Here is a 17,622-nt window from a genome sequence, read left to right as displayed (position 1 = left end):
GCCGTCGATCCAGTCCCAATCGACCTTGCCGGCAAGCTGAACCAGCTCGTGCTTCATATTGATGATCTGGTCCAGCCTGGCCCGGAACAGATCGCCCGATTCCGTCGTCCTGTGCTTCTTCGGTCGCATCGCCACCTCCGATGCGACGACGGAATCATGACTGGCGATTCGACGGAATCCTGAAAATGAAATTGCAAGGTTCCGATGCCCCAAGCATCAAAACCCTGCAATCGCAAAACAGCCCACAAAGACAAATGCGATTCTAGCTCAATCGCTTAGCCGCTCTTCACGGACGACGTGTTAGGGCACTGTTGACCGCTCGCGCCGCCTCCGCGGCGTCATCGACGCTCAGGCGCTGGTGTACTACGGGGGCAGCCGGCCGGTCAGTTTTCCGTGACACCGGCCCGCAACCTTCAGAATACGAAAGCTCGTGGCAAGGAAGCCGGTTCTGGTTTATCAGAAGGCCCCGCATGGCGGCAGCGGCGGAATAGTCAGAGCCAGCGGCGAACCTCGGCTTTGTAGCGGCGGTAGTCGTCGCCGAACTTCGCTTCGAGATAGCGCTCCTCGTGGGCGATCACTTGCGTCTGGATCGCGATCAGCACCAACGGGAGCAAGGCAAAGGCGATCGGCCCGTCAAAGCCGATCGCAAGGCCGGCATAGATAAGCGTCATGCCGAGATACATGGGATTGCGGGTCCATCGATAAGGACCGGTCGTTGCGATGAGGGTCGTTGGCTGCGACGGCGGAACGTTGGTGCCCAGCCGCCGGAACAGCCCCGCCGCCGCAAGCATCATCGCCGCGCCGGCAACGAACAGCAGCGCGCCCGTCGCGACCAGCAACCGCCAGTCGATGCCGAAAGAGCGCAGGGTGACGAACCGCTCCGCCGCCAGCCCCAACAGCAGCGCTCCCAGATAGACGAAGGGCGGAGGGAAGCGCACACCCGCGCTGTCCGGTTCGACGGCCATGCTCATCCCTCCAATCTGTGCTGTAAAACCAGCCGGAGTCAGGCAGTGCAAAAGCCGGGGACGGCGACCTTCTGGAACAGGTGCGGCCTGGCTACCACGGATGAAGGATATGCTGGAAGTTTCCCGACGAATTGGGGATGGGCGAAGGCGGCGCGGACGGTCTCGGTGGATTCCCATACCACATAGTTCAGATAAGTCGGGCTTTCGCCGAGCGCTCGGTGCAGTTGCATGGAAATGAAGCCCGGTTGCTTCGTTATGATCTCGGCAGCCGCCTTGAAAGCGTCCAGAAATCCCGCTTCGTCGGCGGGATCGATCGTGAAGAGGTTGATGAGCACGACAGGCGCGGCCGCAATACTGAGTTGGCGGTCAAACGGAAATTTCTGGTCTAGGGGCTTGAATGGTTTGATGGCGGCCATGGTGGCGCTCCTGTCTATTGTGAAATTGAAACTGGCGTGATCGATGCTGCTTGCTCTCAAACCACCATCGACTGCTGGGCGAAGATACCCGCCATCGCGCCCTGCGATGATGCCTGGGTGACCGAGGGCAAGAAGGGCGTGGCGAGGTCGCCGGCGGCGTAGATGCCCGGCATGCTGGTTTGGCGGCGCTCGTCGACCTTGAGGACGATGCCGACGGGCGTAGGCACGGTGGCAAGGCCCAGTGATTCATGCAGGCTTGCGGACGGCTTGGTGCGCGGATTGGCGAACAGGATGTCGACCGCGACATTGCGGCCGGTAGCGAGATTGACGGTGGCGATATGGCCCTTGTGATGGGAGATCTCGACGATCCGGCCATTGACGACAGGTATGTTGCGGCGCGCCAGATCGGCCTGGATATCGGGCGGAATGTCGTGACCATCGGCGAAGAGCGTCAACTTGTCAGTCCAATCGTGGAACAGCCGGGCCTGATTGTGCGACTGCGGGCTGGACCAGACGAGGCCCCAATGCTGGCCGGCGACTTCAAAGCCGTCGCAATAGGGGCAGGGCACGATGGACGTGCCCCAGCTTTCGGCGTAGCCCGGAACATCAGGCATCTGGTCGGCGACGCCATAGCTCAGGATCAGGCGACGCGCCCGAGAGCTTTCGCCCTCGGAAGTGAGGACGGTGAAATCGTCGATGGCGCCCGAGACGCTTTCGGCCCGGGCACCGACCAGCTTGATCGTGGGATAACGCGCCAGTTGCTGCCGCGCCTCGGCCAGGATGTCCAGCGGCGGCTTGTGATCGTGGCCAAGCAGGCCATGCGAATGGCTGGCGAAGAGGTTGCGTGGCAGGCCGGTATCGAGAACGGTGACCTTGCGGCGGGCACGGCCGAGCTGCAGGGCGGCGGCGAGGCCGGCAAAGCTGCCGCCGATGATGATGACGTCATTCATTGTGGTGAACTCCGTGTTGCGGATGGAAGAGGATGGGCCGGACTGGGCGGTGGCCGGGGCGCGGGCGATGCCGATGGCGGAAAGCGCCGCGGCCAGCTTCAGCAGGGTTCGTCGCTGCATGGATCTCTCGTATTTCAGGCCGTCGATCGTCCGACAAATGCGCTTGCGCATTTCGGGTACTAAATGGTATCTTAATATGCGAAATACGATACTGTCAAGGACTGGAATTGTCGTGACCAAAAACAGCCAGGGCCGGCGCGGCCGGCCAGCCAACGAGGCGCTTGGCCAAACGATCGTCGACACCGCGGGCGAACTTTTTGCGGAACTGGGTTTTCAAGCGACGACATTGGACAAGGTCGCCCAGCGAGCGAAGATATCCAAGCTCAGCATCTATCGGCACTTCGAGAACAAGGAGGCGCTGTTTGGCGCGGCGTTTGCGGCCCGCTGCCATCAGTTAATACCACAGGCCCTTTTTGAAGGCGTCGACGGTTCGGCCGAAGATCAGCTCATGGCGGTGGGATCATCACTGCTTCGCACGCTGTTGCGCCCGGACGTCCGCAATGTCGAAGCCATGGTCTTGGCCGACATGACGAGTCAAAAGTCGTTGAGCAAGCTCCATTACGAAGCCGGCCCCGCCCATATCATCGCCCAAATCGAGGCCCTGTTGCGTCAGTTGCACGCGAAGGCGGTTCTGAACGTGCCCGATCCTCTCCGGTCCGCCCGCTTGTTTGCCGCGCTTTTCAAAGGCTCCGATCTCCTGATGATCGCACGCTTCGATCAGGCGAGAGCAGAGGACGACAACGAAATCGAATCCTATTGCCGGTCGGCCGTCGCCATGTTCATCGCCGCGCACGGTGGCAACGAGCACGCGGGCGGATAGCCTAGCGGTGAAATACCCATGGTATTCGATGCGCCAGATAGCGGCTTGGATCGGTAAGCCAAGTCTGGTTGGAATTGGCCCATCTCCGACCTAGTGTGAGGGACGCCAACGCGCCGCTATAGAGGTGGAGCGGACTCTCCAAGAAGTGCAGCGTCTGTCAGCATACGCCCTGGAAACGGTCGGCGCTCGCCCGTCACCGGACCATGGTCGCGCGATCCCAGGCCTTGTAGTCGGGCGAACCTTGGGTGCGGATCGGACCGTCGTAACCGTATTCCACCATGTGCACGGTCACGTAATCCTCGCCGAAAAACGCGACGCCGTAGGATTGCGGCAGGTCGGACGCGCTCAGCAGCGCTGTCTCGGAGAACAGCGGAAAGCTCGCATGGTTGGTGCCGCGCAGCGATGAGACCGGGACGCCGGCAATCGAGCCGGCAAGAGGCAAGTGACAATGGCCGAAGAAGACGTGGCGGATCTTCGCCCGATGGCGGCTGACGACATGGCGGAATGGAGCTTCGTCGAGCAGGCGGATCTGGTCGAACGGGACGAGATGCACCGGCATGGGATTATGGTGCATGAAGAGCAGGAATGGCCCGTCATGCTCGGCCAGCCGTGCCTCGAGCCAGCCAAGACGATCCTCGCAATAGCGGCCGGCGTGCGTTTCCGGATGGGCGGTGTCGAGAAACAGGCAGCGGCCGGCGGCGGTATCCTGGATGCCCTGGACGAAGGCGTTGTCGTCGGCGAGGTCGGGGAACACGCTCAGGAACGCGGCGCGCCGGTCGTGATTGCCGATGCACAGCCGGATCGGCAGCGGATATTCGTCGATGCGCTGCTTGAGCCATTGATAGTCGGCAAGGTCGCCCCAATCCGAGAGGTCGCCGGTGATCACCATCAGTTCGGCGTCGTGATGATCGGTTAGCGCATGCGCGAGCGCCCGCTCGAAATTGGCCCGCGGATCGCGGCCGCCGATGGTGGAGCCGGGCGTCGTGAGGTGAATGTCGCTCAGATGAAGCAGTTTCATCGCCATCTCCAGTCATTGGTGCGGCACGGGGCGCTGATGGCGTCCCGCGCCGGCGGATGTCAGGACCCTCAGCGCGCCGCGCCGGTGGTCTTCGGCAGCAGCTTCTGCACGTCCGCGGTCATGTCGGCGAGGACGGCCTCGGGCTCCCTGGCGCGGGCGCCGGAGATGATCGCGTTGAGATGATCCTTGATCACGTCGGTGATCTTCAGGCCGTTGTCGCCGGGGAAGGCGTACCATTTGGTGAGCAGCGCGAGCTGGCTGACGGCGGTGTAGTTGTTGGGGTTCTTGACGTAGAAGTCCTTCAGATAGACCTCGTTGGCGACCTTGTTCGGCGGCATGTAGCCGGTGGTCTCCGCCATGATCGCGGCGCCCTTGGGGCCGGTCCAGAACTTCACCGCTTCCCAGGCGGCGTCGCGCTTGGCCTTGTCCTTGGCGAGGATCAGCACGACATTGCCGCCGGCCGGCAGCCTGCCGTTCCGAGCGACGACGTCCGGGAACGGGATCGTCTTCAGCGCGAACTTGCCGCCGGTCATCTGCGTGACCTTGTTGAGGTCGGAGGTCGAGGTGATGTGAAAGCCGGTCTTGCCGGCCGCGAACGCCGCGCGCATCGACGGCTGGTCGAGGTTGGGCATGCCGCCCTCGTTGACGAGCCGCGCAATCGTGTTGATGGCGAACTTGCCTTCCGCCCCGTCGAACGCGACCTTGGTCTCGTCGGCATTGAGCATGGTGCCGCCGCGCGCGAACACCGGCGCCTGCCACAGCCAGTTGCCGGTGATGTCCCAGGCATAGGTGACGCCGTTGGTGTCGTTGCCGAGCGCCTTGACCTTCCTGGCGAGCGCGATCAGCTCGTCCCAGGTCTTCGGCAAATTGTTCACGTCGCCGCCGGCCTGCTTCACCAGGTCGAGATTGACGTAGACGATCGGCAGGGAGATCGCGAAGGGCAGGGCGTAGACCTTGCCGCCGGCGGTGCCGATGTCGTACATCGCCTGGTGGAAGCCCTGCTTGTCGAAATCCTTCTCGGCCGCGATGTAGCCGCCGAGCTCGGCCGGGATGTTCTTGTCGACCAGGACGCGGATGCGGTTCAGGCCCTGGAAGGACACGTCGGGCATCTGGTTGGTGACGGCTTCGCGCAGCACCTTCTGGGTGGCGTCCTCGTAGGATTCGTAAGGCGCGCGCATGGTGACCTTGATCTCCGGGTGCACCTTGGCGAACTCCTCGGCGATGCGCTTGTGCGTCTCGGTGAACAGCTCCGGATAGGGATACTGCATCACGATCTCGGTCTTTGTCTGCGCGAGCGCAGATCCGGCCACGAGCGACAAAGCCGCCGCGGCGATGATGGACTTCAGCATGGATAGACTCCTGTTTGAGGTGACGCGGTTACTTGATGCCGGTGAGGGTGATGCCCTCGATGAAACGGCGCTGGGCAAAGAGAAAGGCGATGACGAGCGGCGCGATGATCACCATCGCCGCGGCCATCAGCGGGCCGTAGCTGGTGCCGGCCTCGTTGTTGCGGAAATGCGCGACCGCGAGCGGCGGCGTACGCAGTTGCTCGCTGTTGAGCACGATCAGCGGCCAGAAATAGTCGTTCCAATGCGCGACCACGGAGAAGATGCCGAAGGCGGTCACTGCGGGAATCGCGGCCGGCAGCATCACCCGCCAGACGATGCCGAACTCGGAGATGCCGTCCATGCGCGCGGCATCGACGAGATCGTCGGGCACCGTCTTGAAGAACTGGCGCATCAGGAAGATGCCGAAGACCGAAATCGTGAACGGCAGGACGAGCGCGGCATAGCTGTCGAGCAGACCGGCCTTGTGCAGCATCAGGAAGACGGGGATCGCGGTCGCCTGCGGCGGGATGAGGATCCCGAACAGCACGAGCGCGAACAGCGCCTCGCGGCCGCGGAAGCGAAGCTTTGCCAGCGCGTAGGCCGCCGGCAGCGCCACCATGACCTGCAGCACGAAGATCGAGACCGTGACGATGACGCCGTTGAGCAGGAAGCGCAGGAGATTGGCCCTGGCGAAGGCGTCGCGCAGGTTCTCCGCCAGCGCGAACTGGTGCGGGATCAGGTGCAGCTCGCTGGAGAAGATCTCGGTCTGCGGCTTGGACGCGGTCGAGATCATCCAGATGAAGGGCGCCAGCATGAGCGCGGCGCCCGCGATCAGCAGCACGTGGCGGAGGATCGCCCGGAACGGGATAGGATGCGCGTTGCTCATGTGTAGTGCACGCCGCGATCGGCGAGCCTCGATTTGATCAAAGTGAGCAGGAGAACGAAGACCAGGAAGACGACGGTGATCGCCGCGGCATAGCCCGAGCGGAAGAACTCGAAGCCTTCCGTGTACATGGTGTGGATCAGCACCTCGGTGGATTTCGACGGGCCGCCCTTGGTCAATACGTGCACGGTGTCGAACACCTGGAACGAGCGGATGCCGGAGATCACGACGACGAAGGTCGTGACCGGCCCCAGCATCGGCCAGGTCACGAGACGGAAGCGGGCCCAGCCGCTCGAGGCGCCGTCGATCTCGGCCGCCTCGTACAGCTGCTTCGGGATCGAGACGAGGCCGGCGAGGAACAGCACCATGTTGAAGCCGACCGCCTGCCAGATGCCGATGGCGCACAGAGCATAGAGGGCGGTGCTGCGGTCCTGCAGCCAGGAAAAGGCCGGCAGACCCGCGCCGCGCAGCATCCCGTTCACCAGGCCGAATTGCGGGTGCAGCATGAACTCCCACACCACCGCCATCGCGATCAGGGTCGCCATGACGGGCAGGAAATAGATCGTCCGGTAGAGGCTGCGCAGGCTGGTGCCGCTCTGGATCAGGAGCGCGATGGCAAGGCCTGCGATCACGGCGCCGGGCACCACGATCACGACGTAAGCCAGCGTGTTGCGCAGCGCGGTCCAGAACACCTTGTCGGCGAACAGGTCCTGGTAATTGGAAAGGCCGATCCAGGAGAAATGCGGCGCGCCGAGCTGATAGTCGGTGAAGGAGAGGGCGATCACGCCGGCGAGCGGACCAAGCAGCATGATCAGCATCAGCACTGCTGCCGGCGTCACCAGGGCGTAAGCGGAGTATGTCCGCCGGCTGCCATGGGCCTGCACCGTGCGCTTCGTCGCGCCTGCCGGAGCGATGGCCGCGCCAATGGTCATGGAGCCGTCAGACATGGGCGGGCTCACGGACGCGCTCGGGCTGCTCCAGTCTGATCTCGATCCGTTTCCCGGCCGGATCGAAAATCCGCACCGCGTCGGGCGCGAAACCGAAGGTGATTGAGCTGGCCATCGCAGGCAATTGTCTGACGTCCGCGAGCCGTGCGATCAGGCGCAATCCGGCGCCTTCGATCGCAAGGTGCACGAAAGCTTCCGCACCGAGATTCTCCAGATGGACCACGGTTCCGGAGAACGGCCCCGCGCCGAGGTCGATCCGCTCCGGGCGGACGCCGACGCGGCATTCGCCAGCCGCCGCTTGGCATGAAAGCTTCACGGCGGTCCCGAGCACGTCGAGGCCGCCGTCCTTGCGAATCCGGCCGGGCAGGACGTTGATCTTGGGGCTGCCGATGAATTCGGCGACACGGATGTCGCGGGGGTCGTTGTAGATCTCCGCAGGCGTCCCGGCCTGAATCAATTCACCGCCCATCATGACGGCGATCCGGCTCGACATCGTCATCGCCTCGGCCTGGTCGTGCGTGACGTAGACGAACGTCGCCTTGAGGCGGCGATGCAGCTCGGCGAGTTCTGCGCGCATATGGACACGCAGCTTTGCGTCGAGATTGGAGAGCGGCTCATCGAACAGAAAGGCCAGCGGCTCGCGCACCATGGCGCGTCCGACCGCGACGCGCTGCCGCTGACCGCCGGACAACTGCCCGGGCTTGCGCCGCAGTAATGGAGATATGTCGAGCTGCTCGGCGATCCCTTCGACGTCGGCCCGGATGTGCCGTTCCTTGGCGCGCCGGCCCGGCAGCAGCTTGCCCAGCAGCGGCAGCCGTTCGATCGCCGAGAGGCGCCGCATCCTGAGCGGCACAGCAATGTTGTCGAAGGTACTCAGATGCGGATAGAGCGCGTAGGATTGGAAGACCATCGCGAGGTTGCGCGCGCTCGGGCGAATGGCGTCCACGGGGCGCCCGTCGATGTGGACCTGGCCGGAATTCTGCGGCTCGAGGCCGGCAATGATGCGGAGCAGGGTCGATTTGCCGCAGCCGGAAGGACCGACCAGCGAGATGAACTCGCCGTCCTCAATTCGGAAATCAATGCCCTTCAGGACGTCCGTGCCGTCGAAGGACTTGCGGATTGCGGAAAGCTCGATCTGCGCCATGCGCGCTGGTCCCCTGCTGGCGTTGTTGCGGCGCATGAGGAGTAGGGAGCGCATCTGACATTCACATAACGGTCAATGGCCGTCCTTATGGTCATCCCAGGTTTTGCCTTTGCCGGTTCGGCAGACGGAGGGTCGACTTGGGGTTGTTGTCGTGGCGTTGACGTCCTCGCGTGTCCGGGCGGTCAATGCGGTGTTCGAGACCGGCAGCTTTGCCGCCGCAGCAAGGCGGCTTGGGGTGTCGCAGCCGGCCGTTGCCCAGCTCGTGCGCGATCTGGAGGCCGAGTTCGCGGTGGCGCTGTTCGACCGGCACGGCCAGACTCTGATCGCGACGCCGCTGTGCCGCCGGCTCTACGCAGCGACGAGCCGCATGCAGGCGATCGAGGCGGACGCACTGGCCATCCTGCAGCAGCGCGATGAGCTCACGGGAGGTGAGCTTCGCATCGGGCTTGGCAACGCCATGCCGGGCATGGCGCTGATCGCGGCGTTCCGTAATCTGTATCCGAAGATCCAGATCAACATCGAGATCGGCAGCTGGTCGGCGATCATGGCCGCCGTGGTCGACCAGCGCGTCGACGTTGCCGTCTTGCCGGAGGTGCCGCAGGACAACCGCTTCCGGCGCGAGCCCTGCGTGCAGCAGCGCGTCGTGGCGATCTGTCATCCCGTTCACGAGCTCAGTCGTGAATCGCGCGTGTCCATCGCCGGCCTCGTGCAATATCCGCTGGTCTTTCGGACCCGGGATTCCGCGACCCAGCGCGCCGTCGACAGGGCCCTTCGCGCCGTCAACCTGCGCGCCACTCCCGCGATCATCGTCAACACACGCGAGGGGATGCTGGAGGCGGTTGCCAATCGGCTTGGTGTCGGTTTTGTCTGGGAGCACGGCTCGAGCCGCATCGACCGGATCGCGAAGGTGGCGATCGCGGAAATCGAGACAGAGTCGCCCGAATACATCTTCTCGCTGGCCGGCAAGCGCGGCAAGCTGGTCGAACTGTTCTATCTGGCCAGAAGTCTTTCGCGCTCGGCCGAAGGTGCTGCCATGCTGGCCGCGCCCTGATGCGGCAGTCGGGCCTGGAGTCGACCCCGGCCCTCCGGCACCTTTGGTTGCGGTATACTGTGGCGTCAACCGTGATGTTGCGCGGCGGGACGGCAAGATATTTACGTATTTTTGCTTCGGAGTTTGGTGACCCGGCCGAAGATGGGCTATGCTCCCCGCTGCGTCGAGGAGAAGAATGACGTCGGGAGAGAGCATGGGACACCAGCGGCGGACGAGGCTGCATCCATGATGACGTTACCGAGACTGGCTGCCGAAACCCTGGAGAAGATGCTGGGTCGGTTCATGCGTCGCCGGTACGACGAACCTTCCGCCCGGGTGCTGGAGGGATCGACGCGCACCGCGATGGAGTGTATCGGCAACAGCGACGCGCTCTACCACAACATCGAGCATACCATGCTCGTGACTTTGGCCGCTCAGGCGATCCTCTCGGGACGCAATCTCCATGCGCATCTTGCGGCGGAGGACTACCTCCACATCCTGATCGCCTGCCTGGCGCACGACATCGGCTATGTCCGCGGCCTGTTCCCGGAGGATGACGAAGACGGTTTCATCATCGACGAGGCCGGGACCAAGGTGTCGCTGCCGCGCGGTGCATCGGATGCCAGTCTGATGATGTATCACGTCGATCGCTCGAAACTGTTCGTGCTGCGGCGGCTGCCTCCGATCCGCGGTCTCGACCCGGAGCGCATTGCGCGCGCCATCGAAGGGACGCGCTTTCCCGCCCGTGAAGGCCAGGAATATGACCACGAAGCCTCGATCCTGCGTGCGGCCGACTTCATCGGCCAGCTCGGCGATCCCAACTATCTGCGCAAGGCCAACGCGCTGTATTACGAGTTCGAGGAGGTCGGCATCAACCGTCAGCTCGGCTACGATTCGCCTGCCGACATCGTGAATCGCTACCCGCAATTCTATTGGAACAGCGTCGCACCGCACATCCAGACCGAAATCGGCTATCTCAACAAGACCGAGATCGGCCGGCAATGGATCGCCAACCTCTACAGCAACGTGTTCCGCGCCGAACGCGACATCTCGCTGTCCGGTCCGCAGAGATAGGCCGGGTTACGATCGCGGTCACTCCGCGAGACACGCATGCAACAGAAAAACATCGCCACTGACGTCCTCGACATCGCCTACCGCGAATACGGCGTGCCGGAGGGCTGGCCCTGCATCATGGGTCATGGCTTTCCCTATGACGTGAACGCCTACGCCGAGACCGCGCCGATCATTGCACGAGCCGGCGCACGGGTGCTGGTGCCCTGGCTGCGCGGCTATGGCCCGACGCGGTTTCGATTCCCGGAGACGCTGCGCTCCGGCGAGCAGGCGGCGCTTGGCGCCGATCTCCTCGCCTTCATGGATGCGCTCGGCATCGAGCGCGCCGTCGTCGGCGGCTATGATTGGGGCGGGCGTGCGGCCTGCGTGGTCTCGGCGCTCCATCCGGGGCGCGTGATCGGGCTCGTCTCCGGTAATTCCTACAACATCCAGAACATCGCCCGCGCCATGGAGCCGGCCTCGCCGCCGGAGGAGGCGGCACTCTGGTATCAATATCTCTTCCACAACGAGCGCGGCCGCCGCGCGCTGGAGCGCAACCGCCGCGGCTTTGCCCGCCAGCTCTGGACGATGTGGTCGCCGAAATGGGCGTTCGACGACGCGACGTTCGAGACGAGCGCTGTGTCCTTCGACAATCCTGAGTTCGTCGATGTCGTGATCCACTCCTACCGCCATCGCTATGCGCTGGTGGCGGGCGACCCCGCCTATGCCGCGATCGAGGCGAAGCTCGCCGCGCAGCCGCCGATCCGCGTCCCGACGATTGCAATCGATGGCGATAGCGACGGCGTCAATCCGGGCACGGCCCACCACGCGCGCAAGTTCGAGGGATTCTTCGAGCGGCGCGTCTTCAAGGATGCAGGCCACAATTTGCCGCAGGAGCGGCCCGCCGAATGGGCCCAGGCCGTGCTCGACATTCGCAACGCAGCCGAGCGCGCCTGATCATTGCAGCACAGACGCATTCGCCGCATTCGATCTTGATTTGCGTCAATGTTGCTGCCGATGAGGAGTGTTCTGCTGGCTGTCGTCCCGGTCCGGTTCGTGCTATCTTGAATTGTGCCTCCGGGCTTTGCACAGGAGTGGCGGCCATGACGAGTGCTTCGGATACGTCTCATCAAGCGAGCCTCGGTTCGGGCATCGCCGCGCTGCATGCCAAATGGGGCTGGATCGTCGCGCTCGGCGTCGTCTATCTGATCGCCGGCTTCGTCGCTCTCGGCAGCGTCGTGATGGCGACGGTGGCGAGCGTGATCGTGGTTGGCGCGATGATGATCGTGGCTGGTGTCGCCGAGGTGATCGGCGCATTCCAGATGAAGAGCTGGGGTAAATTCCTGATCTGGGCGTTTCTCGGCGTGCTCTATATCGTCGCCGGCTTCCTGACCTTCGCGAATCCGCTGCTTGCGGCAGTCCTGCTGACGCTGTTTTTGGGAGCATCGCTGATCGCCTCGGGCGCCGTCAGGCTGTTTCTCGCCTTCAGCATGAAACGAGAGAGCCCGTGGGTGTGGGTTGCGCTCTCCGGCGCGATCACGTTGCTGCTCGGCCTGCTCATCGTGGCGCGCTGGCCCGTGAACAGCGTCTACATCCTCGGCCTGTTTCTCGGTATCGACCTGATCATGGCCGGAGCCGGGTGGATCAGTCTCGGCTTTGGCCTGAAGCGGCGAGGCTGAGCGCAGGCGCGCGCAGCTCTCTCTTTATCTCCATCTCATGCGTCGGGAGAGGTGAAGCGATGGCTTCATGCGCCAGGCCGACGCGGGCCATCAGCAACTCGACGCAAGACCATCCTGCAGAACTCCGCTGATCTGACGCGCTGACAAGAAAGCAGCACGCCGCGCAGGCGCTGACCGCCTCGCGCGGGCGATCATCACCGGGGAGAAACCATGAGAGCCGCTTTGGCCCTGGCCGCAGCGCTGGCTGCCGGCTGCCTGTCCACGCCCGTTTTCGCGCAAAAGTCCTACGGTCCCGGCGTCAGCGACACCGAGATCAAGATCGGCAACACCATGCCCTATAGCGGCCCGGCCTCGCCGCTCAGCATCACGGGCAGGGTGATCTCCGCCTATTTCGACGAGATCAACGAGAAGGGCGGAGTTGGCGGCCGCAAGCTCAATCTGATCTCGCTCGACGATGCCTTCTCTCCGCCCAAGACCATGGAAGCGGCGCGGCGCCTCGTCGAGGGCGATGGCGTTGCCTTCATCTTCGCGACCATGGGCACCGCACCGAGCTCGGCCATCGCGAAGTATCTCAACAGCAACAAGGTGCCGCAGCTTTTCTTGATCAGCTCGGCCTCGAAGTGGAACGATCCGGCCAACATGCCCTGGTCGATGGCGCTGCCCTGGGCGCCGAACTACACCAGCGAGGCCGCGATCGACGTCGCCTATGCCCGCGCCAAGAACCCGAACGCGCGCTTCGCGGTGCTCTATCAGAACGACGATGCCGGCAAGGAATATCTGCGCGGCGTCAAGGAGGCGCTCGGCACTGAGGCCGACAAGGCGATCGCGATGGCCTCGAGCTTCGAGGTCGCCGACCCCACCGTCGATTCCCAGGTGCTGACGCTGGCCAATACCAAGGCCGACGTCTTCCTGATCTATTCGGTGACGCCGCGCGCCTGCGCGCAGGCGATCCGGAAAGCCCATGAGGTCGGCTGGAAGCCGACGCGCTTCATCGCCAGCGGCTGCGCCAACAAGGCGACCGTGATGGTGCCGGCCGGCCTCGACGCGGGCAAGGGCGTGCTGTCGCTCGGCTCGCTCAAGCCGTTCGTCGCCGAGCCCAAGGACGATCCGGCGATGACGGCCTATATCGATTTCATGAAGCGCCGTCTGCCCAATGCCGACGTCAACAACGTCGCCGGCCTCTATGGCTACACCGTCGCCGAGGCGCTGGTGGTGCTGCTGAGGCAGTGCAAGGACAATCTGACGCGCGAGAACATCATGGCGGAGGCCGCCAACCTGAAGAACGTGCCGCTGTCGCTGTTGATGCCCGGCATCACCCTCAACACCACGCCGCAGGATTTCCGCCCCATCAAGGACGGCTACATGCTCCAGTTCGACGGCAACGACTGGGTCGTGGCGAGCGAGCTGTTGCGCGGGACGTGAGAGGCCGAGGAGGTGGTGCACCCTCTCCTCTTGTGGAAGAGGGTGCATGCGCGAAGCGCAGCCGGGTGAGGGGTCTCGATCCTCACGAATGGTGTTGCCGGCAGAGAGAACCCCTCATCCGGCGCTTCGCGCCACCTTCTCCCACAAGGGGAGAAGGAAGAAGGAGACCAGCATGGACTTTCAACACTCCGCCCGTTCGCTCGAGCTCCAGGACCGCGTTCGCCAGTTCATGCGGGCGCATGTCGAGCCGGTCGAGGAGCTCTATTACGAGCAGGTCAAGCCGGAAGCATCGCGCTACAAGACGCCGCCTGTCTTGCAGGACCTGAAGCGGCTGGCGCGGGAGCAGGGGCTCTGGAACCTGTTCCTGTCAGGTGAGCATGGCCCGGGCCTGACCAATCTCGAATATGCGCCGGTGAAGGAGATCATGGGCCGCATTCTCTGGGCGCCCGAGGTGTTCAATTGCTCGGCCCCCGATGTCGGCAACATGGAGGTGCTCGCCAATTACGGCACGCCAGCGCAGCAGGAGCGCTGGCTGAAGCCGCTGCTGGAGGGACGCATCCGCTCCGGCTTCTCGATGACGGAGCCGCAGGTCGCCTCCAGCGATGCCACCAACATCCAGTGCGAGATCAGGCGCGACGGCGACGACTACGTCATTAACGGTCGCAAATGGTTCACTTCGGGCGCAATGAACGAGGATTGCGAGATCCTGATCGTGATGGGCAAGACCGCGCCCGACGATCCCGACCGCCATCGCCAGCAATCGATGATCCTGGTGCCGAAGAATACCCCGGGCGTGCGCATCGTCCGCGACATGCTCACTTACGGCTACGACGATGCGCCGGTCGGCCATCCCGAGATCGTCTACGACAACGTCCGCGTGCCCGCCGAAAACATCCTGCTCGGCGAAGGCCGCGGCTTCGAGATCGCGCAAGGCAGGCTCGGGCCCGGCCGCATCCACCACTGCATGCGGCTGATCGGCTGCGCCCAGCGCGCGCTGGAATTGATGTGCCAGCGCGCGGTCTCGCGCACGGCTTTCGGCAAGCCGCTCGCCGAGCAGGGCTCGGTCCGCGAGGACATCGCGCACTCCTTCTGCGAGATCGCGCAGGCGCGACTGCTCACCTTGCAGGCGGCCGACAGGATGGACCGCGACGGCAACAAGGCCGCGCGCGACCTGATTGCCGCCGCCAAGATCGTGGTCCCCAGCATGGCGGCCCGTGTCATCGACCGCGCCATCCAGATCCACGGCGCCGCCGGCGTCTCGCAGGATACGTTCCTCGCGCGTGCCTACGTCTATGCCCGCTTCATCCGCATCGGCGACGGGCCGGACCAGGTGCATCTCGCCGCGCTGGGCAAGGAGCTGATCGGGCGGGGCGGGGTAGGCATGGCGTGACGGCTTATTCCAGTCGCTCCTCGATGTCGGCTTGATCGGCGATGGCAGCGCGGCGCCGGCCAATGGCCGTGCGGCCTCGTCGGAAAATTTGGCCGGAGCAAGCGCGTCCGGTTGATGGACAGGACGAATACGGAGGCGAGCTTCGCGGCAATGCAGGAGCGCATCCTATTTGGACGCCCGTGGCCGGACTAGGGCGATCGCAGGCGGTGCGGGGTGATGGACCGCCTTGTCGATCACTATGGGAAGATGAGCCCGATCAGCTCCTTCGCCTGCTCGGCAGCCAGATTGCTGATCTGGTCGGCTGCACCCAGAGTTAAGTACCATCCCAGTGGCGTCTCGGCCGCATGTTGCGCCGTGAGGCAAATTTCTTCGTTGCGTCTGACACATCTCAATGGCGGGAATAGCTTCTGGGAAGCGCTTGCCGTATGCAAGTTCCGGCCGCAGCGCATCTGGAAATCTCGATAATAGTCGAGATCATAGGTGCGCTCGGGAGGTGTGATCTCCACCGCTTCGTCCGTATGAGCATCCCGCGCTCTCACATAGGCGCGTAACCCGGACCATCTGAACAGTCGCGCCAGCAGGCTCTCGCTCTCAGGTTCCCATCGGATCGGTGGATAAAAGAACCAGCGGGAATACCCTTTGTCGCGAAGCGCCTGCTGCCAGGCGGCGCATCGATGATCCGAAGGACGGGTGTTGCCGTTCAGGCGCACGATCTTCAATTCTGCCGGCTTCTTGACGTTTGGGCTGTTGCTCAAAAATGCGCGCAACGTCGCCGCGCCCGAATTATCAAAATAGCCCCCGTCGACGACGTGGATCTCCTGGCCGTTCTTCGTTGCGACCCCGGCCGGAGAAATGACCGGAAAACGGGCGCTATTGAGCACGGCAATTCCGGCCGGAATGTCGTCGAGACCCGCCCGCGCATTCCACCACGGGGCATTTGACCACGCAGTCCGCTGTCCGGTCTGCACATTCGTCGTCGAAAACAGCAAATAGGGCGGCCGGTCTGAATTGCCTGCGTGAACACTGCTGAGACGTCGGGCGAGACCGACAGCGCCGGAAATTTCCTTGTAGCCGAAAGCATCCAGGATCGACTGTTGCCAGCTATCGAGCAGAGCTTGCCCTCGGACTGCGTTGCCCCATGGCAAGAACAGATCGCCCGTCAACAATCCGGCGAGCACCTTGGATAGATGGTCTTGTGCGAGCACGCCGTAGACGAGGTCGCTCGTCGGCGATCCGAAAGCCTTGCCGGGCCGGCAGTCGGACCACGCTTTATCGCCTTGTGCCTGCTTGTAGTCTTGACGCAGGACCGCCCAGATGGCGATGCCAAGACTGCCTCCAGATACGCCGCTGGCAGCGAAAACATGCTCTCCAAACTTTCCGCATGTCGAGTCGTCGGCCATGGCAAGCACCTGGGCGGTGAACATCGCAGCCCGAAGACCTCCGCCATCGGCGTAAATGGCAAGCTGCACGCCGGGTCGATCGACCACGGCCCAGTCTCCGCTCGTCGCGGCGGAGGGCGCCAAGAGCTCCAGTTCCTCTCGTCCGTATTTCTCTTGGGTGTTGAGCACCAACACCGCAATCAACAGAATGGCCAAAACGGGATCGATGCCTCGCACCCCGGTCAGCCGATGCGTGAGCACCATGAGGAGAGCAACGGAGACGCACGCCCACGCAAAGAAGAGGAAGACGACCGGAATGCTGCCAACACTCCAGACGGCTGTTTGCAACAATCCGTAAGACAGGGCGATCCGGGCGGTCGCCATGAGCGAAATGATGCCGACCAGAAGGCAGGTTGTGACCTTGGTCGAGGGATAGAGGTGTGCAGGAATGTGACGTCGTGCCCAAATCGTCAAGAGAGCCGCGGCGAGCGGCGTAAACATACTTATCAACGCGGCGACGAGATCGTCCTCACTTCGTGATCTTTCGTCCATCGTCATCCATACGAAGGTCGCGATGGCAGAGACGATGAAGGCGAGGGCCGCTGTCTCACAATGCGGATCGTTCGATCGCAAGCAAAAGACCCCATAGCCAAGTGCTATGACGAGCGAAATGGCTCCTGGAACTGCCTGTTTGGGAAAGAAACTAGGCACTTTTGCGTACATGAACGCATAGTGGATAAGGGCCAAACTGCCGACGAATATGAGCGCCGCAACGAGTCCGACAAGCGGCTCAGCTTGCTCGGAACGGCTCCGTTGCTGACAGCGGCGGAGCGGCAAATTCCCGAGCAGAAGAGTTGTAATCGACAGCGCCGCCGCGACAATGACTGCACTCAGCCAGAACGCTCCATACAGGGTCCAACCGATGGTTTGTGAATCTGCGCCGATCCATCTGATCCAATGTCTTGGAGTGAGTGCGAAGTTGAGGCCCCCGAGCAGCTCTCGCGTCTGGCCGCTGAAGCACAAAAGCAAGACAAGCATTGCAAGTGCAAACGTGCTGATCCACGCGCGGTAGAGCAACATCTCCCAGAGCCGAATCAGGCCGGACCAGAACGAGACGATGATCGTTCGCATTGCGACGCCC

General features: G+C 63.4%; 16 protein-coding genes. 7 read left to right on the top strand and 9 right to left on the bottom strand.

Annotated features, from left to right (window positions below):
• Window positions 1–491: 491 nt before the first annotated feature.
• Genes H1B27_RS36350 through H1B27_RS36340 form a run of 3 tightly spaced genes read right to left on the bottom strand, consistent with a single transcriptional unit; the run spans window position 492 to window position 2,331 of the window.
• The gene (locus H1B27_RS36350) at window positions 492–965 is read right to left on the bottom strand and encodes a methyltransferase family protein (protein WP_197969354.1); all 474 of its coding nucleotides are present in this window, start codon (window positions 963–965) and stop codon (window positions 492–494) included.
• 38 nt (window positions 966–1,003) lie between these two features.
• Window positions 1,004–1,381 (bottom strand): antibiotic biosynthesis monooxygenase family protein, encoded by a 378-nt coding sequence (locus tag H1B27_RS36345; RefSeq protein WP_197969353.1) that lies wholly within the window; start codon window positions 1,379–1,381, stop codon window positions 1,004–1,006.
• Window positions 1,382–1,437: 56 nt separating this feature from the next.
• On the bottom strand, window positions 1,438–2,331 hold the full coding sequence (locus H1B27_RS36340) for an NAD(P)/FAD-dependent oxidoreductase (RefSeq protein ID WP_197969356.1): 894 nt from the start codon (window positions 2,329–2,331) through the stop codon (window positions 1,438–1,440).
• 232 nt (window positions 2,332–2,563) lie between these two features.
• Between H1B27_RS36340 and H1B27_RS36335 the strand changes: the two genes are divergently transcribed.
• On the top strand, window positions 2,564–3,211 hold the full coding sequence (locus H1B27_RS36335; protein WP_197969352.1) for a TetR/AcrR family transcriptional regulator: 648 nt from the start codon (window positions 2,564–2,566) through the stop codon (window positions 3,209–3,211).
• 193 nt (window positions 3,212–3,404) lie between these two features.
• Here the strand turns inward: H1B27_RS36335 and H1B27_RS36330 are convergent, their stop codons facing one another.
• The 5 genes from H1B27_RS36330 to H1B27_RS36310 form a co-directional block, all read right to left on the bottom strand.
• Window positions 3,405–4,229 carry a phosphodiesterase gene (locus H1B27_RS36330; protein WP_197969351.1) on the bottom strand — a complete coding sequence of 275 codons (825 nt, stop codon included), beginning with the start codon at window positions 4,227–4,229 and terminating at the stop codon, window positions 3,405–3,407.
• 68 nt (window positions 4,230–4,297) lie between these two features.
• Window positions 4,298–5,578, bottom strand: coding sequence for an ABC transporter substrate-binding protein (locus H1B27_RS36325; protein ID WP_197969350.1), 1,281 nt, complete (start codon window positions 5,576–5,578; stop codon window positions 4,298–4,300).
• A 28-nt stretch (window positions 5,579–5,606) separates the two neighbouring features.
• Entirely contained in the window at window positions 5,607–6,443 is an 837-nt protein-coding gene (locus H1B27_RS36320) for a carbohydrate ABC transporter permease (protein WP_197969349.1), read from the bottom strand.
• Window positions 6,440–7,387: a carbohydrate ABC transporter permease gene (locus H1B27_RS36315; RefSeq protein ID WP_197969348.1), complete on the bottom strand. Its 948-nt coding sequence runs from the start codon at window positions 7,385–7,387 to the stop codon at window positions 6,440–6,442. Before H1B27_RS36315 ends, H1B27_RS36320 begins: the two co-directional genes overlap by 4 nt.
• Complete coding sequence (locus tag H1B27_RS36310; RefSeq protein WP_197969355.1) at window positions 7,380–8,531, bottom strand: ABC transporter ATP-binding protein; 1,152 nt, start codon at window positions 8,529–8,531, stop codon at window positions 7,380–7,382. Before H1B27_RS36310 ends, H1B27_RS36315 begins: the two co-directional genes overlap by 8 nt.
• A 151-nt stretch (window positions 8,532–8,682) precedes the next feature.
• Between H1B27_RS36310 and H1B27_RS36305 the strand changes: the two genes are divergently transcribed.
• The 6 genes from H1B27_RS36305 to H1B27_RS36280 all read left to right on the top strand — a co-directional run bounded on the left by H1B27_RS36305 (window position 8,683) and on the right by H1B27_RS36280 (window position 15,102).
• Window positions 8,683–9,582: a LysR substrate-binding domain-containing protein gene (locus tag H1B27_RS36305; protein WP_197969347.1), complete on the top strand. Its 900-nt coding sequence runs from the start codon at window positions 8,683–8,685 to the stop codon at window positions 9,580–9,582.
• 225 nt (window positions 9,583–9,807) lie between these two features.
• Window positions 9,808–10,635 carry an HD domain-containing protein gene (locus H1B27_RS36300; RefSeq protein WP_061878646.1) on the top strand — a complete coding sequence of 276 codons (828 nt, stop codon included), beginning with the start codon at window positions 9,808–9,810 and terminating at the stop codon, window positions 10,633–10,635.
• 36 nt (window positions 10,636–10,671) lie between these two features.
• Window positions 10,672–11,568 carry an alpha/beta fold hydrolase gene (locus tag H1B27_RS36295; protein WP_197969346.1) on the top strand — a complete coding sequence of 299 codons (897 nt, stop codon included), beginning with the start codon at window positions 10,672–10,674 and terminating at the stop codon, window positions 11,566–11,568.
• A gap of 146 nt (window positions 11,569–11,714) precedes the next feature.
• Window positions 11,715–12,290, top strand: a complete 576-nt coding sequence (locus H1B27_RS36290) for an HdeD family acid-resistance protein (RefSeq protein ID WP_061878090.1) — start codon at window positions 11,715–11,717, stop codon at window positions 12,288–12,290.
• A gap of 210 nt (window positions 12,291–12,500) precedes the next feature.
• A complete protein-coding gene (locus H1B27_RS36285; protein ID WP_061878089.1) occupies window positions 12,501–13,712 on the top strand; it encodes an ABC transporter substrate-binding protein in 1,212 nt (403 codons plus the stop codon).
• 172 nt (window positions 13,713–13,884) lie between these two features.
• Window positions 13,885–15,102: an acyl-CoA dehydrogenase family protein gene (locus H1B27_RS36280; protein ID WP_197969345.1), complete on the top strand. Its 1,218-nt coding sequence runs from the start codon at window positions 13,885–13,887 to the stop codon at window positions 15,100–15,102.
• Window positions 15,103–15,338: 236 nt separating this feature from the next.
• Here H1B27_RS36280 and H1B27_RS36275 read toward each other — a convergent pair whose 3' ends face one another.
• Window positions 15,339–17,612, bottom strand: coding sequence for a hypothetical protein (locus H1B27_RS36275; protein ID WP_197969344.1), 2,274 nt, complete (start codon window positions 17,610–17,612; stop codon window positions 15,339–15,341).
• Between the last annotated feature and the right edge of the window lie 10 nt (window positions 17,613–17,622).

Source organism: Bradyrhizobium diversitatis (assembly GCF_016031635.1).
GTDB lineage: Bacteria > Pseudomonadota > Alphaproteobacteria > Rhizobiales > Xanthobacteraceae > Bradyrhizobium > Bradyrhizobium diversitatis.
This window is presented reverse-complemented; position numbering and strand designations above follow the sequence as displayed.